25 protein-coding genes and 1 tRNA gene are annotated in these 23,534 nt (G+C 54.8%); 12 read left to right on the top strand and 14 right to left on the bottom strand.

The genetic code is table 11. The features are described from left to right. Positions 1 to 40 precede the first annotated feature (40 nt). Genes ACWB12_RS03905 through ACWB12_RS03895 form a run of 3 tightly spaced genes read left to right on the top strand, consistent with a single transcriptional unit; the run spans position 41 to position 3,407 of the window. Positions 41 to 1,300 carry an amino acid ABC transporter permease gene (locus ACWB12_RS03905; RefSeq protein ID WP_479528757.1) on the top strand — a complete coding sequence of 420 codons (1,260 nt, stop codon included), beginning with the start codon at positions 41 to 43 and terminating at the stop codon, positions 1,298 to 1,300. A 1-nt stretch (position 1,301) separates the two neighbouring features. Beyond that, a complete protein-coding gene (locus tag ACWB12_RS03900) occupies positions 1,302 to 2,609 on the top strand; it encodes an amino acid ABC transporter permease (RefSeq protein WP_479528756.1) in 1,308 nt (435 codons plus the stop codon). An 18-nt stretch (positions 2,610 to 2,627) separates the two neighbouring features. Next, positions 2,628 to 3,407, top strand: coding sequence for an amino acid ABC transporter ATP-binding protein (locus ACWB12_RS03895; protein WP_479528755.1), 780 nt, complete (start codon positions 2,628 to 2,630; stop codon positions 3,405 to 3,407). Positions 3,408 to 3,524: 117 nt separating this feature from the next. On the opposite strand, the gene aptA is transcribed toward ACWB12_RS03895, so the two are convergent. Then, positions 3,525 to 4,823: an omega-aminotransferase AptA gene (aptA, locus tag ACWB12_RS03890; RefSeq protein WP_479528754.1), complete on the bottom strand. Its 1,299-nt coding sequence runs from the start codon at positions 4,821 to 4,823 to the stop codon at positions 3,525 to 3,527. A 132-nt stretch (positions 4,824 to 4,955) separates the two neighbouring features. Between aptA and pdxR the strand changes: the two genes are divergently transcribed. Continuing rightward, positions 4,956 to 6,419 carry a MocR-like pyridoxine biosynthesis transcription factor PdxR gene (gene pdxR, locus ACWB12_RS03885; protein WP_479528753.1) on the top strand — a complete coding sequence of 488 codons (1,464 nt, stop codon included), beginning with the start codon at positions 4,956 to 4,958 and terminating at the stop codon, positions 6,417 to 6,419. A 15-nt stretch (positions 6,420 to 6,434) separates the two neighbouring features. Continuing rightward, the gene (locus ACWB12_RS03880; protein WP_479528752.1) at positions 6,435 to 7,238 is read left to right on the top strand and encodes a phosphodiesterase; all 804 of its coding nucleotides are present in this window, start codon (positions 6,435 to 6,437) and stop codon (positions 7,236 to 7,238) included. Here ACWB12_RS03880 and ACWB12_RS03875 read toward each other — a convergent pair. From ACWB12_RS03875 to argB, 5 genes are all read right to left on the bottom strand, one after another. Continuing rightward, positions 7,235 to 7,741, bottom strand: a complete 507-nt coding sequence (locus ACWB12_RS03875) for a SixA phosphatase family protein (protein ID WP_479528751.1) — start codon at positions 7,739 to 7,741, stop codon at positions 7,235 to 7,237. The genes ACWB12_RS03880 and ACWB12_RS03875 overlap by 4 nt on opposite strands. Further along, on the bottom strand, positions 7,707 to 8,384 hold the full coding sequence (locus ACWB12_RS03870; RefSeq protein ID WP_479528750.1) for a ferredoxin: 678 nt from the start codon (positions 8,382 to 8,384) through the stop codon (positions 7,707 to 7,709). Before ACWB12_RS03870 ends, ACWB12_RS03875 begins: the two co-directional genes overlap by 35 nt. Further along, positions 8,381 to 9,187 (bottom strand): sterol desaturase family protein, encoded by an 807-nt coding sequence (locus ACWB12_RS03865; protein ID WP_479528749.1) that lies wholly within the window; start codon positions 9,185 to 9,187, stop codon positions 8,381 to 8,383. Before ACWB12_RS03865 ends, ACWB12_RS03870 begins: the two co-directional genes overlap by 4 nt. A 66-nt stretch (positions 9,188 to 9,253) precedes the next feature. Continuing rightward, positions 9,254 to 9,580 (bottom strand): hypothetical protein, encoded by a 327-nt coding sequence (locus tag ACWB12_RS03860; protein ID WP_479528748.1) that lies wholly within the window; start codon positions 9,578 to 9,580, stop codon positions 9,254 to 9,256. A 190-nt stretch (positions 9,581 to 9,770) separates the two neighbouring features. Beyond that, entirely contained in the window at positions 9,771 to 10,637 is an 867-nt protein-coding gene (gene argB / locus ACWB12_RS03855) for an acetylglutamate kinase (protein ID WP_479528747.1), read from the bottom strand. Between the two features lie 124 nt (positions 10,638 to 10,761). On the opposite strand from argB, the gene ACWB12_RS03850 reads away from it, so the two are divergent. Continuing rightward, on the top strand, positions 10,762 to 11,502 hold the full coding sequence (locus tag ACWB12_RS03850; protein ID WP_479528746.1) for an SDR family NAD(P)-dependent oxidoreductase: 741 nt from the start codon (positions 10,762 to 10,764) through the stop codon (positions 11,500 to 11,502). 39 nt (positions 11,503 to 11,541) lie between these two features. Here the strand turns inward: ACWB12_RS03850 and yihA are convergent, their stop codons facing one another. From yihA to ttcA, 5 genes are all read right to left on the bottom strand, one after another. Further along, positions 11,542 to 12,192 (bottom strand): ribosome biogenesis GTP-binding protein YihA/YsxC, encoded by a 651-nt coding sequence (gene yihA / locus ACWB12_RS03845; RefSeq protein ID WP_479528745.1) that lies wholly within the window; start codon positions 12,190 to 12,192, stop codon positions 11,542 to 11,544. Continuing rightward, the gene (locus ACWB12_RS03840) at positions 12,192 to 12,938 is read right to left on the bottom strand and encodes an MOSC domain-containing protein (RefSeq protein ID WP_479528744.1); all 747 of its coding nucleotides are present in this window, start codon (positions 12,936 to 12,938) and stop codon (positions 12,192 to 12,194) included. Before ACWB12_RS03840 ends, yihA begins: the two co-directional genes overlap by 1 nt. Beyond that, positions 12,935 to 14,758: a membrane protein insertase YidC gene (gene yidC / locus ACWB12_RS03835; protein WP_479528743.1), complete on the bottom strand. Its 1,824-nt coding sequence runs from the start codon at positions 14,756 to 14,758 to the stop codon at positions 12,935 to 12,937. The genes ACWB12_RS03840 and yidC overlap by 4 nt, the downstream gene beginning before the upstream one ends. 103 nt (positions 14,759 to 14,861) lie before the next feature. Then, positions 14,862 to 16,394, bottom strand: coding sequence for a putative bifunctional diguanylate cyclase/phosphodiesterase (locus ACWB12_RS03830; protein WP_479528742.1), 1,533 nt, complete (start codon positions 16,392 to 16,394; stop codon positions 14,862 to 14,864). Between the two features lie 76 nt (positions 16,395 to 16,470). After that, on the bottom strand, positions 16,471 to 17,328 hold the full coding sequence (gene ttcA / locus ACWB12_RS03825; RefSeq protein ID WP_479528741.1) for a tRNA 2-thiocytidine(32) synthetase TtcA: 858 nt from the start codon (positions 17,326 to 17,328) through the stop codon (positions 16,471 to 16,473). A 188-nt stretch (positions 17,329 to 17,516) separates the two neighbouring features. Here ttcA and ACWB12_RS03820 point away from each other — a divergent pair, with 188 nt between their 5' ends. After that, a complete protein-coding gene (locus tag ACWB12_RS03820) occupies positions 17,517 to 17,840 on the top strand; it encodes a hypothetical protein (RefSeq protein WP_479528740.1) in 324 nt (107 codons plus the stop codon). A 24-nt stretch (positions 17,841 to 17,864) separates the two neighbouring features. On the opposite strand, the gene yidD is transcribed toward ACWB12_RS03820, so the two are convergent. The 3 genes from yidD to rpmH are packed head-to-tail and all read right to left on the bottom strand — an operon-like array spanning position 17,865 to position 18,694. Then, positions 17,865 to 18,116, bottom strand: coding sequence for a membrane protein insertion efficiency factor YidD (gene yidD, locus ACWB12_RS03815; protein ID WP_479528739.1), 252 nt, complete (start codon positions 18,114 to 18,116; stop codon positions 17,865 to 17,867). After that, positions 18,113 to 18,535 (bottom strand): ribonuclease P protein component, encoded by a 423-nt coding sequence (gene rnpA / locus ACWB12_RS03810; protein ID WP_479528738.1) that lies wholly within the window; start codon positions 18,533 to 18,535, stop codon positions 18,113 to 18,115. The genes yidD and rnpA overlap by 4 nt, the downstream gene beginning before the upstream one ends. A 24-nt stretch (positions 18,536 to 18,559) precedes the next feature. Continuing rightward, on the bottom strand, positions 18,560 to 18,694 hold the full coding sequence (gene rpmH / locus ACWB12_RS03805) for a 50S ribosomal protein L34 (RefSeq protein ID WP_479528737.1): 135 nt from the start codon (positions 18,692 to 18,694) through the stop codon (positions 18,560 to 18,562). A 299-nt stretch (positions 18,695 to 18,993) separates the two neighbouring features. On the opposite strand from rpmH, the gene ACWB12_RS03800 reads away from it, so the two are divergent. The 5 genes from ACWB12_RS03800 to ACWB12_RS03780 all read left to right on the top strand — a co-directional run. Then, complete coding sequence (locus ACWB12_RS03800; RefSeq protein WP_479528736.1) at positions 18,994 to 19,713, top strand: TVP38/TMEM64 family protein; 720 nt, start codon at positions 18,994 to 18,996, stop codon at positions 19,711 to 19,713. An 11-nt stretch (positions 19,714 to 19,724) separates the two neighbouring features. Beyond that, the gene (locus ACWB12_RS03795; protein WP_479528735.1) at positions 19,725 to 21,092 is read left to right on the top strand and encodes a dihydrolipoyl dehydrogenase family protein; all 1,368 of its coding nucleotides are present in this window, start codon (positions 19,725 to 19,727) and stop codon (positions 21,090 to 21,092) included. A 21-nt stretch (positions 21,093 to 21,113) separates the two neighbouring features. Beyond that, a complete protein-coding gene (locus ACWB12_RS03790) occupies positions 21,114 to 22,517 on the top strand; it encodes a sensor histidine kinase (RefSeq protein ID WP_479528734.1) in 1,404 nt (467 codons plus the stop codon). Positions 22,518 to 22,565: 48 nt separating this feature from the next. Next, a tRNA-Arg gene (locus tag ACWB12_RS03785) sits at positions 22,566 to 22,642 on the top strand. Between the two features lie 404 nt (positions 22,643 to 23,046). After that, positions 23,047 to 23,534: tyrosine-type recombinase/integrase (locus ACWB12_RS03780; RefSeq protein ID WP_479528733.1), on the top strand; the 488-nt coding region annotated here is incomplete at its 3' end.

Here is a 23,534-nt window from a genome sequence, read left to right as displayed (position 1 = left end):
GCGTCAAATAAAACAGGCCAGGAACACGGGGATGTCTATCATGACAACACTGACCGACCCTCCAAAGGCGTCGTTCCGCCTTTCGATGCTGCTCTACGATACGCGCTATCGTTCAACGACCATTCAGGTCATTGTGCTGATCGCGTTTATGCTGGGCGCAGCTTGGTTGCTGAACAATGTTAGGATCAATCTGGCAATTGCCGGCAAAGATTTTAACTACGGTTTTTTGCAACAGGTTTCCAACTTTGACATCAACCAGCGACTGATCGAATATTCGTCGACGTCTACATATGGGCGCGCAACAATCATCGGCTTGCTGAATACGCTGCTGGTGGCCGTAATGGGTTGTTTGACCGCGACGTTTATCGGCGTGACGATCGGTGTTCTGCGGCTTTCGCATAACTGGGTGATTTCGCGGTTGGCGACTGTTTATGTTGAAATGTTCAGAAACGTTCCTGTGTTGCTGTGGATATTGCTGATTATGGGGGCACTGTCTGATAACCTGCCCCAACCGCGTGATTTCCGCGGTGAAGATCCAGCCGCAACAATGAGCGTGTTTGACAGTGTTGCGGTTACGAACCGTGGCGTCTATGTCCCCGAGCCGTTGTTCTCGACAGGTCTGGGCGACATTCCGGTGTTCTGGAAATCATTTGAAATTAGTCTTGATTTGGTTGCAATCCTTTCGGTGTTGTTTGCTGGTCTGATGATTGGCAAACTGATCTCAACGCGCGCCAAACAAATTCAGGCGGCAACAGGGAACCTGCCCAAAACCGGGCTGATACGCCTTGCGCTTGTGGCGATCCCAACGCTGCTGGTGTTATGGATGCTGGGCTTCCATCTTGGCTACCCCGAACTGAAGGGCTTTAACTTCAAAGGCGGCATTCGACTGGGCAACCCACTGTTGGCCCTTTGGATCGCGCTTTCGCTCTATACTGCTGCCTTCATTGCTGAAATTGTGCGGGCTGGCATCATGGCGATCTCCAAAGGCCAATCCGAGGCTGCAGGCGCACTTGGGCTACGTCCAGGCCGCACCATGAATTTGGTGATCCTGCCGCAAGCCATGCGGGTGATTATCCCGCCGCTGATCTCGCAATATCTGAACCTGACCAAAAACTCGTCACTGGCGGTTGCGGTTGGCTATGCCGATATTACCAGTACGCTGGGCAACACCACTCTGAACCAGACCGGCCGAGAGCTGGAATCTATTCTGCTGTTGATGGGGTGTTATCTGGCAATCTCGCTGGTCGTTTCGACGGTGATGAATGCCTACAACGAACGAACAAAGCTGAGGGAGCGTTGATATGACTATGACAAATGATCAAAGCTATGTGCGCACCGAGATGTTGGCTGAAAAGGCGCCACCGATAACAAATGTCGGGATCATCGGCTGGATACGAGCAAATTTGTTCGCTACCCCGATGGACATTATCTTGTCCCTGATTGCAATCTATGTGGCTTATTCTGTTCTTGTTGCATTGTTACCGTGGGTATTTGGCGGAATTTGGAATGCAAGCTCGTTGACAGAATGCCGCGAGAAGCTGATCGAAATTCACGGAGAACCAACAAATCGCGCCTGTTGGGGCGTGATACATGAGCGGTTCTGGCAGCTTATGTATGGCTTCTATCCCAGCGACATGTATTGGCGCCCTAATTTGGCGCTGGTCTGGCTGTTCGCGGCGATTGCACCGGTATTGTTCAATGGCTTGCCAAAGAAAATGCTGCTGATCTCGGTGGCCTTCCCGTTCGTGGCTCCTTGGCTGCTGTGGGGCGGAACCTTCTGGGTGCCTGTTATGGCATTCATGGGCTTCGTTGTTGGCTTTCTGGTGCACCGCATCACATCCAAAACGATTAGCCCCTTGATGGGGATTATCCTTGGAGTTGTAGCGACGCTATTGTGGTGGTTGTTGCTGAGTGGCCCGCTGGCCAATCTGTTTGCCAGTATTGTGCCTTTGTCGATTGCAGAAGTCGGCAGCCGTCAGTTCGGTGGCTTTATGCTGGCGATTACGCTCGGGATTACAGGCATTACCCTGTCCTTCCCGATCGGTATCATTCTGGCGCTTGGGCGCCTGTCTGATCTGGTGATCGTCAAGGCGCTGTGTGTGGGTTTCATCGAGTTCATTCGTGGCGTGCCGCTGATTACCTTGTTGTTCGTGGCATCGGTGTTGTTGAACTACTTCCTGCCAAAGGGAACCCAGTTTGACATCATCCTGCGCGTGATGATCATGATCACCTTCTTTGCCGCGGCCTACATGGCCGAGGTGATCCGGGGTGGTCTGGCCGCTTTGCCTAAAGGGCAGTACGAGGCAGCCGATGCGCTGGGCCTTGATTACTGGAAGGCACAGCGTCTGATCATCCTGCCGCAAGCTTTGAAAATCTCGATACCGGGCATTGTGTCCAACTTTATCGGGTTGTTCAAAGATACCACGCTGGTTTCGATCATCGCTTTGTCCGACCCGATTGGTTGGGTGAAACTGATCCAAGGCAACGCCGAATGGAATGGTGTGATCTGGGAGTTGTATGGCTTTGTTGCCTTCGTCTTCTTCCTGTTCTGCTTCTCCATGTCCCGCTATTCCATGTATCTGGAGCGTAAGCTTCAGACTGGTCATTAACTTAAAGGAGTGACGTAAATGTCTGAATCCGCAATAGCACGCACACAGATGTCCGTATCGGACGAAGTGGCGATTGAAATAACGAACATGAACAAGTGGTATGGTGCCTTTCACGTTTTGAAAGACATCAACATGACGGTGAACCGTGGCGAACGGATCGTGGTTTGTGGCCCCTCTGGGTCTGGCAAATCCACGCTGATCCGCTGCATCAACCGTCTAGAGGTGCATCAGGAAGGGTCGATCATTGTGGACGGGACTGAATTGTCTTCAGACCTGAAAAACATTGACAAGATCGGGTGTGAGGTCGGTATGTGTTTCCAACACTTCAACCTGTTTCCGCATTTGACTATTCTGGAAAACTGCACGCTGGCACCGATCTGGGTTCGTAAAACACCCCAGGCCGAGGCCGAAGCAACGGCGATGCATTTCCTGGAAAAAGTGAAGATCCCCGAGCAGGCCGATAAATACCCCGGTCAGCTGTCTGGTGGTCAACAACAGCGGGTGGCGATTGCCAGATCGCTGTGCATGAAACCACGCATCATGCTGTTTGACGAACCGACATCGGCGCTGGACCCCGAGATGATCAAAGAGGTTCTGGATACCATGATCGAGCTTGCCGAAGAAGGCATGACGATGATCTGTGTGACCCACGAGATGGGCTTTGCACGGCAAGTGGCCAACCGCGTGATCTTTATGGATGAAGGCCAGATCGTTGAGCAAAACGAGCCGGAAGAGTTCTTTAACAATCCGAAGTCGGAACGCACACAATTGTTCCTGAGCCAGATTTTGGGTCACTAAGAAAAGCCTATAGAATTGGAAAAGCCCCGTGCAAAATGCGCGGGGCTTTTTCGTGGTTTTGGCTATATTATTTCCATATGAATCGCATATGAATTCCATATGACTCTTTTCACAGGGTCATTTCAGACCATCCAGCGTCTTTTTCAGCTTTTCCATCATTTCATCAATGTGGGATTTTTCGCTGATGAACATTGGCGACAGGATGCCGGTGTTGCCAGTAAATTTCACATGCATCCCGTTCCAGAACAGATCGACCTGTGCTTGCCCACCTTTGTCATGCAGCTCCACACCCGCTGCCATGCCGATGCCGCGGATGTCTTTGACCATCGGATGATCCTTTAGCTGGAAAACCGCATCCAGAAAATAAGGCGACATTTCCGCGGCGCGATCAAACAGCCCCTCGTCCTGATAAATCGCAAGCGAAGCAAGACCGGCGGCACAGGCGGCGGGGTGGCCCGAGTATGTGTAGCCGTGGAAGAACTCGATCGCGCCTTTTGCTGTTTTGTCGGTGATCACATCATGCACATGATCGGAGGTGGCAACTGCCCCCATCGGGATCGACCCGTTGGTCAGCGCCTTGGCCATTGTCATGATGTCGGGCGTCACACCAAAAGCGTCCGCCGCGAAGGTGCCGCCGATGCGGCCAAATCCGGTGATCACCTCGTCAAACACCAGCAGGATTCCGTTGGCATCGCAAATCTCGCGCAGGTGTTCCAGATAGCCGACAGGCGGCGCAAGGATGCCGGTTGAACCCGCGACTGGTTCCACAAAGCAGGCGGCAATGGTTTCACCGCCGTAGGTGTCGCACATGCGTTGCAGATCATCGGCCAACTCCACCCCGTTCACAGGTTGGCCCCGCACCATCAGTTCATTCGCGTCCCAAGTGTGGCGCATCATCGCCACGTTGGGCATCACCGATTGGAAGGTTTTGCGATTATTCACCAGACCCGCCAGCGACACACCACCGATGTTCACCCCGTGATAGGCCCGTTCGCGCGACACAAACCGCGTGCGGCTTTCGCCCATGGCCGAATGATAGGCCATGACCATTTTCAGGGCGGTGTCGATCGCTTCGGAGCCTGAATTGACAAAGAAAACGTGGTTAAAGGTTTCGGGCAGAAGCCGCGACAGTTGTTCCGCCAAAGCAAACGACAGCGGATGGGCTGACCCGAACGGCGCGACATAGGTCATTTCCTGCATCACCAGATGCACTGCCTCGATGATTTTCGGATGACAGTGGCCGGCGGGGCTACAGAACAGGCCGCTTGATCCGTCAATCACCGTGCCGCCCTTGTGGTCGGTCATATAAACGCCGCTGGCCTGCGTGATGATGCGCGGGTCTTCTTTGAAACCTTTGTTATCAGTGAACGGCAGCCAGTATTGTTCGAGCGAGTTTGTATTCACGTCAAAAGCCATGATGCGGTTTCCTTTGGCAATTATGATGGGGTTGGGCGCGCTATGCGGCCGAATTCTAATTTGACATTAGGAGCGGGGTGTGAATTCCATAGGGCCAGATCGATATGTAATATATATCCAGATTAGGATGCTATGACCCTCGCTGAAGACACCTTTTTCCTTGATCCGAACTTTCAAGGCAGTCTGCAAAGCCAGATCCGGCAGATCGTGGCGTCGGCGATTTTGGCAGGGCGGTTGCCAGTCGGAGAGAAGCTGCCGTCATCGCGCAAACTAGCCGAGCATCTGGGCATTTCGCGCATCACGGTGACGCTGGCATATCATGAGTTGGTGGCGGATGATTACATCACATCGACCAGTCGATCAGGTTATTTTGTTTCGCAGACTGCTCCTACCGCACGGTTAGGCGCGATCAAGGGCGAGATGGTCCGAGATACGGTGAATTGGGAAAGCGCCATTCAACGGGATTTTGTCGCCGCCAAGACGGTAAAAAGAACCTACAATTGGCGCAGTTACCCGTACCCGTTTATGTATGGTCAACCTGACCCCGAGTTGTTCAATCAGGCCAGTTGGCGATTATGTGCAACGCAAGCGTTGGGCAAAAAGGAATTTGACAGTCTGACCTCGGATTACGCCGAACAGGATGATCCTGAGCTGATCAATTTCATTGTGCGCCATACCTTGCCACGGCGCGGAATTTTAGCGCGGCCAGAGCAAATACTGGTGACGGTTGGGGCGCAAAATGCGCTGTGGATGGCGGCGCAGTTGTTGCTGAACCAGGACCGCGCCGCCGCGTTCGAGAACCCCGGCTATCACGGCATCCGTGAGATCCTGCGCCATACCGGATGCACCCGTTATCCGGTTGAAATAGATGATGACGGCCTGCCGCCCGACATGTTGCCAAAGGATTTTAACGCGCTGTTTATTACGCCCAGCCACCAATGCCCGACCACCACAACCATGCCGATGGCGCGGCGTCACGAGCTGCTGCGGTTGGCAAGCGAGCGGGATTTTCTGATCATCGAGGATGACTATGAATTCGAGATGAGTTTCATCAAACCACCGTCGCCCGCGCTAAAATCACTGGATGAGGACGGTCGGGTGGTTTACGTCGGCAGCTTTTCCAAATCCCTGTTTCCGGGGCTGCGGCTGGGATATTTGGTGGGGTCCGAGCCGTTCATCCGGCAGGCCCGTGCGCTGCGGTTGGCGTGCTTGCGCCACCCGCCCGGATATATGCAGCGCACCACGGCGTATTTTCTGGGGCTTGGGCATTACGATGCAATGATCAAACGGATGCGCATGGTTTATTATAAGCGTCGGCAGGTCACGTCCGAGGCCTTGGCCCAGACCGAGATGAAAGTGGCAGGCAGCGCATCGTTTGGCGGGTCGGGTTTTTGGCTGGAAACGCCGCAACATGTGGACACCGAGGTGTTACAGCAACGGCTGGCGCAGAACGGGGTTTTGATTGAGGCAGGCAATCCGTTTTTTGAAGGTGAGAATGCTCCGCACAATTTTTTCCGGCTGGCGTATTCGTCGATTTCAGCGGATAAAATACCCGAGGGGATCAGGCGGATTTCACAAGCGATAAAGGATTACTGAATATGAGGGATCAAGATGCTAATTGCGCAAATCAGTGACACGCATATCGCGGGGCCGGGCCTGAAAACCTATGGCATTGCACCGATGGTCGAAAATCTGACGCGGTGTGTCGAGAGCATTAATGCCCAACCGATGGCAGTAGATCTGGTTTTGTTGTCGGGTGATGTGACCAATGATTTCACCCGTGACGAGGCGATGCGGGCGGCGGGTATTCTGGCCGCATTGAACTGCCCATACTATCTGGTTCCGGGTAACCATGATGACCGCGATGTGTTGTGGGATGTGTTCGGTGGCGCGGCAATTCCATCCCGTGCGGATGGGTTTATCAATTATGTGATTGATGATGGCCCCGTGCGGATCATTGCGCTGGATAGCCAGTCGCAAGGGGAGGCCGGCGGCATGATTTGCGATGTGCGTGCGGCGTGGTTGCGCGACTGTCTGGCGCAGGCGGCTGATCAGCCAACGGTTATATTTATGCATCACCCGCCGCTAAAATGCGGCGTGCCAGAAACCGATGAGGACGGGTTTGTAGGGGCCGAAATGCTGGGGGCTATCGTGGCGGATTACCCGAATATCGAGCGTATCCTGTGCGGCCATATCCACCTTTTGACCCATGCGCGATGGCACGGGACGGTTGTGACCACGGCACCCAGTATGGGGATGCAGTTAACCCTGGATTTGACCCAATCCGCGCCATCAAAGTTTCTGATGTCTGATCCAGCATATTTGCTGCATCACTGGACGCCGGAAGACATGCTGATCACCCATACGGTTCAGGTGAACGACTATGGCGAGCCATATGATTTTGCGCAGATCTAATCAGTTAAATCGCGCGGCACGATGAAGGCTTCGACATGGCCGCTGTGACGCGTGATGTCTGCCCAGCTATCGGCCTCAAAGTCGATCACGGTCGTTGCAGCTGACGGGTATTGGGCGAATTTTGGATGGTCAGGGGCAGTATTAACCAATGCGGCCGCCAACATTGCCGTTCCGGGGTTATGCCCTATCAACATAACCGATTGCGCTCTGCACCCTTGCAGGATGGTCAGCATTCGGTCGGGCGAGGCGAGGTAAAGCGCGGAGGTGAACTGCACTTCGGCGTTTTGGTTACAGTGTTTGGCGATATGCGCCCATGTTTCCGAGGTGCGCCGTGCGGTCGAGGAAAATACGGTTTCGGGGCAATACCGGTTTTGCGCCAGCCAAGCGCCGATGGCTTTGGCAGCTATATTACCACGGGCGTTCAGCGCACGATCATGGTCATCCACTGTTGGGTTATCCCAACTGGATTTAGCGTGGCGGGTCAGGATCAAACGGAGGGTCATGGGGATTAAAGGCTGCCATGTGAAATGCGGATTGTTCCGGCAATCTGCCATAACCGTGCCCTGCAGGGCAAGCGTTTCGCACTAAACAACCTGTTTCCATACAGGCATGTCCCGCTGGCGTGCTTATGTGGAATTTGCACCCGCCAACGTCGTATTCGCCAGATAAAGCATCTACAGGGCAGGCGGTGCGGCAGGGTTGCGCGCAGCCAATGCACGGGTTTTCACCTGTTGGCGGCAAATCAATGTGCACAGGCAGAGCAATGGCCGCCCGATAGGATATGAACAGTCCCGCGTGGTCATGCACTAACAGGCCAACAGGGGAAATCCACGCACGTCCGCTGTGTTGTGCCCAATCGATGAACGGGGCGTAGGGTGGCCCGTCGGACGGGAAAATGGCATGTGCGTTTTGTGCTTTGGCCCACGGGGCAAGCACACGCTTTGACCAGCGATCAAGCGGATCGGGTTTGTCATCATTGTATTCGGGAGTGGCGGTAAAACCTGGCCAGAACCCCGGTTCAAACGGGCCAAGCAACAGCAGGGTTTCGGTGCCGTCTGGAATGGCGGTTTGCGAGGGTGGGTGGAATGCCCCGAAGATATCCAGATGCAGCGCCCGCAAGGAAGATTGCAGCGCTGCGTAGGTCACTTTTTGAAGAACGGCAGCGCCAGTATCCATGCCAGATTAGAGGGGCGATCATCCTGCCATTGCAACCCGATGGTCATGTCATCATGGCCATTTTTAGGTTGCGCAATATAGGTGCCGAACATCCGGTCCCAGATCGACAGGGAAAAGCCGTAGTTGCTGTCATGCTCAGAACGTAAATCGGAATGATGCACGCGGTGCATATCGGGCGTGACCAGAACAAGACGCACCATGCTGTCTAACCATAATGGTAATTTGATGTTGGCGTGGTTGAACATAGCGGTGCTGTTCAGGATGATTTCAAACAGGATCACCGCAAACCCAGCGGGGCCGAGCAGATAAACCAGCCCGATTTTAAGCAGCATCGACAGAGCGATTTCAACGGGGTGAAACCGGATGGCGGTGGTCACATCAAAATCGCGGTCAGCGTGGTGCACACGGTGCAATCGCCACAGGATCGGGATTTTATGGGTGATCAGATGTTGCAGCCAGATGGCCAAATCCAGCAGCAGGATGGTCAGCAATATTTCCAGCCATGCGGGCCAGCCAACGTAGTTGAACAGCCCCCACCCCAGCCGCTGCGCGTCATAAGCGGCCCCAACGGCCAGCAGCGGCAGCACCACCGGCACGACATAGGCCATTGCACGCAGGGCAACGGAATCAATCACAATTAGCGCCCAGTTGGTCACCCAGCGCCTTTGCCGTGTTTCGGTGCGGATACGGCGCGGCACCAGTGTTTCGACCGTTGCAAGGATCAGGAACAGGCCGATAAAAATGCCCAGACGGATGTATGTTTCATTTTCCATGCGGGTAGGGATAGCGCGTGGCGGGAGCGGGTGCAAACCCCTGTTGTGCACATTTGCGTCAGCGGCTTATTCCGGCAGCCTGATCCAGTGGCCGGGCATGTCGGGGTTGGCAAAGGTCAGTTCTGTCGCGGTGCAGCGGTATTTGGCCTTGCCACTGTTGAACAGGCGGTTGGATTCGACCAGTTCAACATCAATCAATTCGCCGCCGTAAATTGCTGTGGCCGTGTGACCATAGGTTTTGGCGGAATAAACGATGATGTCATCATAAGAGGAAATATCATAGATAATCTGGCCATCCATTGTAATCGAGAACGGGTCTTCGCCTTCCAGTTCGATTCGGAGCGCCAAGTTATTTATGCTGATCGTTGCCTCGCCAAATATATTGATATCCATGCGGACACTTCCGTCAGCCTGAACATTATTCATGTTCGTCTGTTCCCAGTAGGTATTGGCGACCTGTTCGATATCCGCGCGCCATTGACCCGTAATGCAGCCGTCAATTCCCGAGGCTTGAGCCGGTGTGAAAAGGGGAGTGGTAAGTAACACAGGTATAAAAATATATTTAATTATCAATGCTTTATCCTTATTTTGCACGGATCAGAGAGCCCGCCCCGTGATCTGTGTAAAGCTCTAGCAAGCATGCATTAGGTGCGCGCCCATCCAGAACAACCACGCCCCGCACCCCGCCTTTGATTGCCGCCAAGGCGGTTTCGGTTTTTGGGATCATGCCGCCAGTGATGGTGCCATCCTTGGTCAGGGCGCGGATATGTTTCGGGGTTAGCTCGGTCAGAACCTCGCCTGATGCGTCCTTAACACCCGCAACATCGGTCAACAGCAACAGCCGGTCCGCCTTTAGGGCCGTGGCAATCGCACCCGCCGCCGTGTCGCCATTGATGTTGTAAGTTTCGCCATTCCGCCCCGCGCCAAGCGGGGCAATAACGGGGATTGTGTCAGCGTCAAAAAGGGTGTGGAGCACAGACGCGTCCATTTCAACAGGAGTGCCGACGAAGCCCAGATCGGGGCTGGTTTGTTCGCAAATCATCAGATTGGCATCCTTGCCCGACAGGCCAACGGATTTGCCGCCCTGCGCATTGATCGCTTGCACGATGCGTTTGTTAACACGGCCCGACAGCACCATTTCCACCACCTCGACGGTGGCGGCATCCGTTACGCGTTTGCCGTCAACAAATTCGGATTTGATATCCAGTTTGGCCAGCATGTCATTGATCATCGGCCCGCCACCATGCACGATCACCGGATTCACCCCGACCTGCTGCATCAAAACGATGTCGCGGGCAAAGCTGTCCATGTCATCGTCATTTCCCATCGCGTTGCCGCCAAATTTAACCACAACCGTCGCCCCGTCATAGCGTTGCAACAATGGCAAAGCGTCTGACAGGGTGCGCGCGGTGGCGGTGCGATGACGGTGCATGGCGTCTTGATTTTTCATCATGGGTTCCTTGTTCTCTACACTGTTAATCGCTTGCGCAAGCTGTGCCAAGGGTTGTGCCAATTGGATTGTGTTTTGCCCACCGGCGGCCTAGGTTCCGGACAAGCAATGATCGGGGACTGAAATGGTGAAAAACAAGCGACGCAAGACCATGTTGTTGACCGGTGCCAGCCGTGGCATTGGACACGCGACGGTGCAGTATTTCAGCGCCAAGGGTTGGCGCGTTATTACCTGTTCGCGCAATCCGTTCCCCGACGAATGCCCGTGGGGTGGCGGGCAAGATAACCATGTCGAGATTGATCTGGCCGACCCGCGCAAAACCATCGAGGCCATCGAGGTGATCCGTGGAAAACTGGATGGGCAACTGGATGCGTTGGTGAATAACGCAGGCATTTCCCCCAAAGGGCCGAATGGCGAGCGGTTGAACACGATTGATACAGACCTGATGTCATGGGGGCAGGTGTTCCACGTTAATTTCTTTGCCCCTGTCGTTTTGGCGCGTGGATTGAAGGATGAATTGGCTGCTGCCAAAGGGTCCGTGGTGAATGTGACCTCGATTGCCGGATCGCGGGTGCATCCATTCGCGGGCGCTGCCTATGCCACATCCAAGGCGGCATTGGCGGCGTTGACCCTCGAAATGGCGCATGATTTCGGGCCGATGGGCGTGCGGGTGAACGCGATTGCACCGGGCGAGGTGGAAACGTCTATTTTAAGTGAAGGCACCGACAAGATCGTGGATCAGCTGCCAATGCGCCGGTTGGGGCAACCCGAAGAAGTGGCGGCGGCGATCTATTTTCTGTGCTCGGACGCGTCATCATACATTTCAGGCACCGAAATCGAGGTGAACGGGGCGCAGCACGTTTAGTGCGCTCTGATTCCGTAAAATGCAAGTTGCACTTAGCGGCTAAACGAGGTCGGCGATAATTGTGCGCAGGATGGCGATGCCTTCGCCTTTTTCTGACGATGTCAGGATCAGTTCCGGATAGGCAGCGGGGTGTTTTGTCACCGCCTCGCGCACCTGTTTCAACACGGTGGCGCGGTCTTTGTCTTTTACTTTGTCGGTCTTGGTCAGCACCACTTGAAACGTGACGGCGGCGCGATCCAGCAGCGTTAGAATTTCCTCGTCCACCTTTTTCACCCCGTGACGCGCATCAATCAGCACGAAAGCACGGCGCAGGGTTTGGCGGCCTGACAGGTATGATTTCAGCAGGCGCTGCCATTTTTCCACCACGGGGATCGGCGCATTGGCGTAACCATAGCCGGGCAGGTCGACCAGAAACGGGCCGTTCAGGGTGGTGAAATAGTTGATTTCCTGCGTGCGGCCTGGGGTGTTTGATGCCCGCGCCAACCCTTTACGCCCAGTCAGGGCGTTGATCAGCGTCGATTTCCCAACGTTGGAGCGGCCCGCGAAACAAACCTCGAGTCGGTCGGCAGGTGGAAGGCCGTCCATCGCCACCACGCCTTTCAAAAATTCGGTGTTGCCCGCAAACAGCCTGCGCCCGCGTTCCTTGGCCTCACGATCCGGCTCTTCGGCGATTGTGAAAGGAATTTCCATTACAGCACCTCGAAGGTGTCGCCGATGGCGATTGGGCCGGAGGTCACGACAACGCCGTAAACGCCGAATTGCTGGTGGCCCCAGTTATCCTGTAAGGTGCCCAAAGTATCGGCATCCCGCAGCCCCGTGTTGGGGTTTACAGTGGTGGCCATGCACCGCGTAATACGTTCCTTGATATTAAGTACGGCCCCGCCGATGCGCACACGTTTACCGACCCAGTCAAATTCTTCCCAAGGGTCCAGCCCGTCAAACCACAGGTTGCCGCGCCAGCGCAGCGGCGAGGGCTCGTAGCCCAGTTTTTCGCCAATCGCGTTGTTGGTTGCGTGGCTGTTTATGCTGATCGAGGGGAAATCTGAATCGGTCATGCCTTGGCTGGTTGCGCGGATGATATCGGCAGATGCGGCGCGGCTTGATGGCATTATGGGTCGGACCCAAGCCAGAAATCTGGCGCTGTCAGTGTCCGGATTAAAGGTGATTTCCGGTAAATCGGGGTGCGTCAGTGTGATGGTTTGCGTCGTCTCGTCTAGCGTCGCACGAATGGCCATCAGCGATGGCGCCTTGGCCCCGCGTGAGAAATTGGCGCAGCGCACCCAGTTGGTGCCATCGAGCTTGGCAGCCTCGTGCGGGATGGCCCAAACGCGATCCCACGGCAAGGTTTTACCCGCAGTCAAACTGGCAGTTTTTAACGCCTCGACCCCATGCGCCTTGATCGGGTGGCGCCAGATATGGGTGAGGGTTCCGGTCACTTATCATCGTCCTTCGTCTTTTTCTTGAAGCTTTTCCGGATATTGCCAAACACATCGGGTTTTGCCCCTTGCGAACGCATGATCGAATATTGCTGGATAAAGGTGATGGAGTTGTTGGTGATCCAGTACAGCACCAAACCGGAGGCAAAACGGCCCAGCATGAACATGAATACCCATGGCATCCATGCAAAGATCATCGCTTGGGTCGCGTCGGTTGGTGTCGGATTCAGTTTTTGCTGTAGCCACATCGAGATACCCAGCAGGATCGGCATAAGGCCAAGCGATATAATAGCGATCATCGAGCCAGGATCGGGGGCGGCGAATGGCAGCAGGCCGAACAGGTTCAGGATCGAGGATGGGTCAGGTGCGGAAAGATCGCGAATCCAGCCGATGAACGGGGCTTGGCGCAGTTCCAGCGTGACAAAGATCACTTTATAGAGCGAAAAGAAAATCGGAATTTGCATCAGGATCGGTAAACAACCGGCAGCGGGGTTTACCTTTTCCTTCTTATAAAGCGCCATCATTTCTTTTTGCATTTTCTGCTTGTCGTCACCGCAGCGCTCTTTCAGGGCTTCCATTTCGGGTTGCAACGTTTTCATCTTGGCCATCGAGACATATGATTTATAGGCCAGTGGCAGCAGGGCCGCCTTAATGATGATAGTCAGGGCGATGATCGAGAACCCCATATTGCCGATAAAACCATTCAGATTATGCAGCAGCCAAAAGATCGGTTTGGTCAGGAAGAAGAACCAACCCCAATCGATCGAATCCAGAAAGCCGGTAATGCCGCCTTTTTCATAATTGCGAATGGTTTCCCATTCTTTCGCGCCCGCAAACAGACGCGTTTCAACGGTGGCGGTTGCACCGGGTTCAACTGTCTGGATCGGCATGCGGGCTTCGGTGGTGTAAATATCGCTGCCGGGGATGTATTTAGCGACCGAAGTAAACTTCTGGCCCTTGGCGGGGATGATGGATGTCATCCAGTTCTTATCAGTAAACCCAACCCAGCCCTCATTTTCAACTGTGATCAGGTCGGCGTTAGCGCCTTCGGCTGGAACAACGTCCATGTCGGGCATGTTTTTGTATTTAATTTCCTGTAGCTTACCATCCGACATCCGCACGACACCTTCGTGCAGGATAAAAAAGCCGGTAACATCAGGTTCGCCATAGCGGGCGACGATACCGTATGGGAATAGGCGGCGGGTAGCATCGGTGGTGTTTTCAACTGATTGGCTGATCGAGAACAGGTAATGTTCATCAATCGAAATAGTGCGTCGGAAGGTCAGGCCGCTGCCGTTGTCCCAGCGCAGGGTCACGGGGGTTTCGGTGGTCAGCGTTTTACCCGCCTCTAGCGACCAAAGGGTGTTTGGTCCAGGCACGGCATCGGCAGCTAGATCGCCCGCGGGGGCCCAGCCATAAATAGCATAATAGGGTTTTTCTTTGCCAAAAGGCGACAGGAGCGTGACCAGTGGGGAATCATCATCAAGCGTTTCACGGTAGCTTTTGAGTTCCAGATCATCAATGCGTCCGCCCAGCAGCGAGATCGAGCCGCCAAGTTCGGCCGTGTCAATCGCGATGCGCGGTGCTTTCTCCAACGCTTCGGCGTGGGAATTGGTCGGCGCTATGGGAGCGGTGGTGCTGTCTTGTGCAACGGCTGAAGGGGGTGTGGCAACGCTTGTGCCATCAGCGGTTTGCGTGGTGGACGGTGGCAGGGTCAGGTCAACCGGCGGGGGCGCTGGTTGGAAAAATATACTCCACACCAGCATCACGATACCGCTGAGCACTACTGCAAGAATTAGGTTCTTGTTTTGATCGTCCATTGTGGGACACCCTGTCACTGAAATTGGTCTCAGTGGTTCAACAGCGCAGGGGGGGAAAGGTCAAGCGGTTTTCCTGTAATTTAAGGGATTATGGCAAATGAATTTACCCTGTCTTACGCCCGATTTTCGGTGCTTCGGCCAGTTTTTCGTGGTGTTTCCGCATCCATTCCAGCGTATCCTCGAACGGCATTGGCCGGGCAAGGCCGTAACCCTGAATGTGGCCACACCCCAGTTGCGCCAGCATTGCGTGCTCGCCGACCGTTTCAACACCTTCGCCAAGGGTTTCGAGGTTCAATTGTTCTGCCATGGTTAAAATGGCGGATACCATGCGTTGTTGTTCGGGGTCTGTATCGACTTTCATGATGAAAGAACGGTCAATTTTGATCCGGCCAACCGCAAACCGGCGGATATTGGCGATTGATGCGTGGCCGGTGCCGAAATCATCCAGATCAATCGCACAGCCGAGCGTTGCCAGTCCGGCAATATTTCGGGTGATAATATCATCGCCCATATCGGCGACAACGGTTTCAAGGATTTCAACGGTCAGGCGTTCTGGGGTCAGGTCAAAACGGTCCAACTCCCAACGGATTTTATCAACCAGCTTGGGATTTCGCAATTCGGCGCTTGAAAAATTCACCCCGACCTGTGGCACTGAGAACCCGATTTCATCCCATTTTTTCAATGAGGTAAGGGACTGATACAGGATTACCTCGCCCAGCCGTTCAAACAGGCCCGCCTGTTCAATTGCGGGCAGGAAATCACATGGCGGGATTATGCCGCGTTCTGGATGGCACCAACGTGCCAGTGCCTCGAAACCGGTAACCTTGCCTGTGTCGGTGGAAACTTGCGGCTGGAACCAAGGCAGGATTTGCCCGTTTTCCAACGCCACGCTGACCTCTTCTATCAGGTCGTGCCGGACTTTGGCGTGGTTTTGCATCTCGGCGGAATAGCTGCGGATCGCACCGGGGCCGTTCAGGTGTGCCTCATGCAGGGCGTGTTCAGCCGCTTCGAGCATGGTTTCGCCCGCAAGGGTCGGGGCGCGAGACCCGAGACAGAATCCGACAGAGCAAGACACATAAACCGTGGTAGCATCAAGGCTGATAGGTTGGCTAACCACGTCTTGCAGACGGGCCGCAACCTGAATTATTGATTCAAGATCGGCACGCCGGACAGGGGCCAGCGCGATGGCAAAAACTGCCCCGTCAAGGCGGGAAACCACATCTTGATCGCGCAACACACCGCGCATCTGATCGGCGGTGCGATGCAAGATGTCATTGCACGCCTTATGACCTAATCGGGAAACAAGCGCGTTGTAATCATCCAGTTCAACCACCAGAGCGGCAGTGTTTAGCCCGCTGTGGCGGCAAGCCAGTATGAACTGTTCCAGCGCATTATCAATAGTTTCGCGCTGCCCCAAGCCATTCAACCCGTGTTGCATAGGCACCAGTGACACAGGGTTATCCTTGCCAAGAAAGGCAATGAACGCGGGCAATATTAGTGCAATACTGAGCAATGCGGTTTCCCCGCCCAGCCAAAACCCACCCAGCGTGATGGCGGGAAGAAACGCCAATGCCTGCGGGCCGGTGATGATAACGCGTAGATTTCGGAGAAATTGGGCGGCGGGCAGTCCAGCCATGAGCGGCATCCTTGTGCTGTGCATGGCGGGCCATACAGATTCAGCAGGACGCTACTAGTCTAAGGTCATCGGATTATTAATTCAGGTCAGGAATTTGCATTGCATTTTCATCAATTCCCTCGGGTCCTCGCATTAGACCGGAAAAATCAAACAGTTTCGGGTCCAGCAGGTGCGAGGGCCGCGCATTCATCAGGGCGCGAAACATCACTTGGCGACGGCCAGGCGCGTTTTTCTCCCAACCATCCAGCAACGCCTTGACCTGTTGGCGTTGCAGCCCGTCTTGGGAACCGCACAGATCGCACGGGATGATCGGATAGTTCATCGCGGCTGCGAATTTCTCGCAATCCACTTCGGCCACGTGGGCAAGTGGGCGATAGACGAACAGATCGCCCTGCTCGTTTAACAGCTTTGGTGGCATGGTGGCCAAACGCCCGCCGTGAAACAGGTTCATAAAGAACGTTTCCAGAATATCGTCGCGGTGGTGGCCCAGCACAATGGCGCTACATCCTTCTTCGCGGGCGATCCGGTACAGATTGCCACGGCGCAGGCGCGAACACATGGCGCAAAAGGTGCGCCCTTGCGGGGTTTTATCCAGCACGATGGAGTAGGTATCTTCATATTCGATTCGGTGCGGCACCTGCATTTCCTTCAGGAATTTGGGCAGCACCGTGGCGGGGAAATTCGGCTGACCTTGATCCAGATTGCATGCGATCAGGTCAACGGGCAGCAACCCGCGCCATTGCAACTCATGGAGCACGGCCAGCAGGGTATAACTGTCTTTACCGCCCGACAGGCAAACCAGCCATTTCGTGCCGCGCTCGACCATACCGTATTGGTCAATCGCCTCGCGGGCCTGACGCACAATGCGTTTGCGCAGCTTTTTGAACTCGGTGGTCGAGGGGGCGCCGTGGAATAGGGGGTGGATGTCGTCCATGCTATGCGCCCTTAAAATGCTACCTTGATCGTCGCTTACATAGATGTTGCATATGGTGTTGTAAATTGGCGGGCTGAAATGTGTCCTGTTATAGCATCGGGCGGTGTAGCGCTTGATGCATATCATAGCTGAAATGGCAGCTGATTATTATAATCAACCCACAGGTTTCTAATGATTAGGTGAATGCTATGAATGAAATCAGCAGCTACACAATGCAATTAGAGGCAAAGGGCAAAGCAGCCAGATTGCGGTTCATTATATCCATGGATGACAGCAAACAGGATTGGCGCTGTAATCCTGGTGATTTTCTGGGCGCGGCCAAGGGCATCGTTAAATGGAAAGGCCGTGCGATCGGCTTGTATTCGGATGACCCGACCCCTTACGGCGTTCTGGAAATCCCGTCTGATGGTTTGGATTCGGTTCCAATCGGGGAAGGATCAAGTGCCTGGTTCGCGGGATTGGGCGAGGGGACATGGACCCTGACCAGTGAAAACGCCTATGAGGGTAATTAAGCGGGTAACCACATTGGCTATGATCTAGTGTTGGCTGTGATCATGATCGCAATCCGTGCCCTTGACCGGATCATATCCGCAGCCGCCCCACGGGTTGCAACGGCCCACCCGTTTGGCGGCCATCCATGTGCCTTTGATCGCGCCGTGTTTTTCCAGTGCTTCCATTGCGTAGGCGCTGCATGTCGGCTGATAGCGGCACGAATTTCCAACCCATGGCGAAAACAGCAGGCGGTAGGCACGCACGGGCAGAGCGACGATATGGGCGAGCGGGGTCATTTGGCGGGTCCGTGGATGGTGGTGAGCGCGAAAGTCAGATCTTTGACCAACTCTATATAGGCACGATCAATGGTTGCACCAGCGCGACCTATCAGCACGTAATCCCATCCCGGATGGCCATGCGAGGGCAGCACCTCGCGCACAATCGCCCGCAGGCGACGTTTGGCGCGATTGCGTTTTACGGCGTTGCCGACTTTTTTGGAACAGGTGTAGCCAACGCGGATCAGATCGGGGTCTGTTTCATCGGGCTTGCGCTTACGCGCCTGCAACACCAACCCTTTGGTTGCCTTGCGCGCCGCCTTTGAGGCCCGCAGGAAATCGGCGCGTTTGGTCATAGTGACCAGACAAACACAAACCGCCGGAGGCCCGCGCGTGGTGTCTGGCGTATTGCCTACCACGGGTGCCTTCGGCGGTGTCATATCATTTTACCTGATTGGCAGCGCTTATGCGCTGAGTTTGGCGCGGCCTTTAGCGCGACGTGCGTTCAGGATGTTGCGGCCAGCTTTGGTTGCCATGCGTGCGCGAAAGCCGTGGCGGCGTTTGCGAACAAGGTTAGATGGTTGAAATGTGCGTTTCATCGCCCGTCTCCGTTTATAGTCGTGTCTGATATGGCCTGCACCCATAAAGGATTCGTAGGCCAACAATGTTTGAAGTCCGTCATTTAGGGGGTTGTCGGGGGTAAGTCAATTCGTCAATCGCACCAAAAGTGCAACAAATCCGGCAATTGTCCGGCTGATATGTTTCAATACAGGGCAAAACCCCCGTGTAAAGTGAAACATCCCATCACCAGTGATCAAGGCGGCGTGATCGGGCTACTTATTTGCGGCGTAGACCTGCATGTTGGGCTGCAACGGGGCACGGTAATGGAAAAGGCAAGATGAGTGATATGACGGATACACAGAAAAGCGGGATGATGCGGTATTTACCGCTGATTGCTATTTTCACAGCGGCGGTGATCGGCGCATTTACCCTGCGCGATTACCTGTCGTTCGAGGCGCTGCGCGACAACCGCGAGGCGCTGATTGCATTTCGGGATAATAACTATGTGGTCACCGTGTTGGTGTTTATGGCGGCTTATACCACGGTCGTTACTTTTTCGCTGCCAGGTGCTGCGATTGCGTCGATCACCGGCGGGTTCCTGTTTGCAACTTTCCCTGGTTCCTTGTTCAACATTATGGCGGCCACCACTGGCGCCACGCTGATTTTCCTCGCGGCACGTTGGGGTCTGGGTGAAAAACTGGCCGCTAAAATGGAAGCGGGCGAGGGGGCTGTGAAAAAGATCAAGGACGGGATTGATGAAAACCAGTGGTCGATGTTGTTTTTGATCCGGCTGGTCCCTGCTGTGCCGTTCTTTGTTGCCAATCTGGTGCCGGCGATGGTCGGCGTGCCGCTGCACCGGTTCGTGATTTCCACCTTTCTGGGGATTATACCTGGCGCGGTTGTCTATACATCTGTCGGGGCCGGTCTGGGCGATGTGTTCGCCCGTGGCGAAACCCCGAATTTCGGCATCATATTCGAGCCACAAATCCTTCTGCCCATTCTTGGCTTATGTGCGCTGGCCGCATTGCCAATGGTGCTGAAACTGATCCGCAAATAGGAATTAAGAAAATGAAAAACATCAAAACGGATATCTGCATCATCGGTGCGGGGTCGGGTGGTTTGTCGATTGCATCGGGTGCGGTGCAGATGGGCGCAAGCGTGGTTCTGCTGGAAGGGCACAAGATGGGCGGTGATTGCCTGAACTATGGTTGTGTACCGTCAAAGGCGCTGCTGGCGGCGGGCAAGATAGGGCTGGCTTTTGGTAAGGCCAAAGACCATGTGCGTCGTGCGATTGATACCATCGCGCCGCACGATAGTGTCGAGCGGTTTGAAGGGCTAGGCGTCAATGTAATTACGGAATACGGCAGTTTCCTGTCACCAACCCAAGTGCAGGCGGGTGATACCATCATCACTGCGCGACGGTTTGTGATTGCCACAGGGTCGTCGCCGTTTGTGCCGCCAATCCCGGGGTTGGAAAATGTGCCCTATGACACCAACGAAACAATATTCGACAACCGCAGCAAGCCAAAGCACCTGTTGGTGGTTGGTGGTGGTCCAATCGGCATGGAAATGGCGCAGGCGCATCGGCGGTTGGGCTGCGAAGTGACTGTGATCGAGGGTATGAAGGCGATGGGCAAGGATGACCCCGAAATGGCCGCCATTGTGCTGGACAACCTGCGGGCCGAGGGCATCGAGATCGCCGAGGACGCGATGGCCAAGGAGGTGCGCGGCAAGAAGGGCGCGATTGAAATCGAGGCGCAGGACGGCCGTGTGTTCAAAGGCACGCATTTGTTGATGGCGGTGGGGCGTAAACCCAACATTGACCGTCTGAATCTGGATACCGCTGGCATTGAGCATCACCGTGGCGGCGTCAAAGTGGGCGCGAACCTGCGCAGCACCAACAAGCGCGTTTATGCGGTGGGCGATGTGGCCGGCGGGCTGCAATTTACCCATGTCGCAGGGTATCACGCCGGTGTGGTGATTAAATCCATGCTGTTTGGCCTGCCGTCCAAAGCCAAAACCGCACATATCCCTTGGGCGACCTATACCTACCCTGAACTGGCGCAAGTGGGGCTAACCGAAGCGCAGGCGCGTGAAAAACATGGCGGCAGGTTAGAAGTCGTTCGCTTTGATTTCGCAGGCAGCGACCGTTTGATTGCCGAGGGCAAGGCCAAAGGGCTGATCAAGGTGATGGTGGTTAAGGGGCGTCCTGTCGGGGCGTCCATTGCCGGACCATCTGCGGGCGAATTGATTGGCCTGTGGGCGATGGCGCTGGCCAATAACATGAAGATGGGCGCAATTGCCGCAACCGTTCTGCCCTATCCAACCGTGGGCGAGGTTAACAAACGTGCGGCGGGTGCTTATTTCACCCCACGGCTGTTTGAAAATGCTAACGTCAAACGCGTGGTTGGTTTTGTTCAAAAGTTCTTGCCGTAATCCGGCATTGAAAGGACTGAAATGTTTCTAAATTCTCTCTCTGGTCGGTTTCTGATCCTGACGACTGTATTTGTAATGCTGGCCGAGGTGATGATCTTTGTGCCATCCGTGGCGCGGTTCCGTGAAGATTACCTGCTGCTGCGTCTGGAAAAGGCCCAAATCGCGTCGCTGGCCCTGCTGGCGGACGATATGATCGATGATGCGCTGGAAGCCGAGCTGCTGCAAAATGCAGGCGTTTATAACGTGGTGCTGCGGCGCGATGATATGCGCCAGTTGATGTTGTCATCTGCTCTGCCGGGTGAAGTCTATTCCACCTATGATCTGCGGGCTCCAAAACCTGCCGAATTGATTGGCGATGCGCTCATGCGGCTATGGGATACGGATGAACGTGTGATCAGGGTGATGGGTGAACCGGTGCGCGGGGCTGGCCTGTTGATCGAGGTGACGATGGACACAATGCCCCTGCGGGCGGCAATGATCGACTACGGGCTGAACATTCTGAAACTGTCGGCGGTCATTTCGGTGATCACGGCCATCATGCTGTTTCTGGCTGTGCGCGGGTTTTTGTTAAAACCGATCCACCGTGTGGTGCGGCACATTAAATCCTATGCAGAAGCTCCCGAAGATGTGCGCCGGATCATCGAGCCATCAGCAAGCGTGCTGGAGTTGCGCGAGGCAGAAGAGGCGCTGCAATCCATGCAAACACAGCTGACTGGATCGCTAAAGCAAAAGGAACATTTGGCCCAGATGGGCGGGGCGGTGGCCAAAATCAGCCATGATTTGCGCAACATCCTGACCACCACACAACTGTTCGTCGATCGGATGGAAGGCTCTGATGATCCGATGGTGCAACGCGCCGCACCCAAGCTGGTGAATTCGATTTCACGCGCGGTCAACCTGTGTGAAAGCACCTTGGCCTTTGGCAAAGCGGAAGAGGCAGCACCAGCGCTAACCCGCGTGGCGCTGACGGGAATAGTGAGCGATGTGATTGATGGCGAACGGCTGGCGGTAGAAGACCATGACGTAAGCTATAGTGATGATATTCCCGCCGAAATGGTTATACGGGCCGACCCAGAACAACTGCATCGGGTGATCTCGAATATTGTGCGTAACGCGCGACAAGCGATTGTTGCCACCGGCAAAAGCGGTGAAATTTCTATTGGCGCCCGTGAGGATGAAGACAACTGGTGGATCACCATCATCGATACCGGCCCCGGGCTGCCCCCAAAAGCACGCGAACATTTGTTCACCCCGTTTCAAGGCGGGGTGCGCAAAGGTGGCTCTGGTCTGGGCCTGTCGATTGCGGCGGAACTGGTGCGTGGCCATGGCGGTGCGCTTGAGTTGCGCAAGACGGACAGTGATGGCACCGAGTTTGTGATCTGTCTGCCCAAAGGGGAAGTCGATTTAGATACGGTTGGTGCGTGATTCCCCCTTGCAAACCATCGCGCGGACCGCTAAATCGACGACTGGTTAGCACCCGTAGCTCAGCTGGATAGAGTACCTGACTACGAATCAGGGGGTCGCACGTTCGAATCGTGCCGGGTGCACCATTTTTCTCAATTATATAAGATGGTTAGCTGGTTGGTTAGGTTTGCCCAAGGACGGGGTGCGAAGCCAGTAGGCAATTTTCTCGGTAGAAGTGGGAATCGTATCTGTGCTTTTTGCAGCACAGGATGCCGCAGTCTATTTGTCCGAGGCCTTTCGACTTCCAAGCAATTTTATGGGGCTTGGCCTGATAGACATAGCGAGCTGCCGCAGTAATGGCCTATCGATGTGCGTTCTAGAGATGGGCCATGTCAAATCTGAGGACTGCTCACGGCCCAAGGACTAAGCCGCTCGCGCGGCAATGGCGCTTGTTGCGTCGGTTGTGCCAAGAACTGAACACTGTGATTTTGGAAAATGACGAACCTGTCTGATGATTGGGGCTTTCTCAATCGTCAAACAGGAGGTTCCCATGACACACGAAAGAATAAGCCCGCTACGTCAGCGGATGATCGAAGATATGCAGATTAGGGGGATGGGTGACAAGGCGCAAAAGGCCCACATTCGAGCGCTGAAAGACTTTGCGGCCTTCCTTAATAGGTCCCCGGACACAGCGGCGGCGAATGACTTGCGCGCATATCAGTTGCATATGGCAAACACCGGCGTCACCCCCTCGACGTACAATGCGCGGATTGTTGCGTTGCGGTTTTTCTTTTCGATGACATGCGATCGCGAAGAGATGAAGCGGTACATGCAGTTTCGACGGGAACCATACAAATTGCCAATTGTTCTCAGCGTCGAAGAAGTCTCCGACCTTTTGGTGGCGGCACCTGGGCCTGGGCTCAAGTATCGCGCGGCACTAAGCATCGGCTACGGCGCAGGTCTAAGGGCATCTGAAGTGACCCATCTTAAGGTTAGGAATATCGATAGCGACCGTATGCTGATCCATGTCGAAAAGGG

This window comes from Profundibacter sp. (assembly GCF_056498605.1).
The sequence above is the reverse complement of the archived record's forward strand: the minus strand, read 5'-3'. Positions and strand labels throughout refer to the sequence as shown.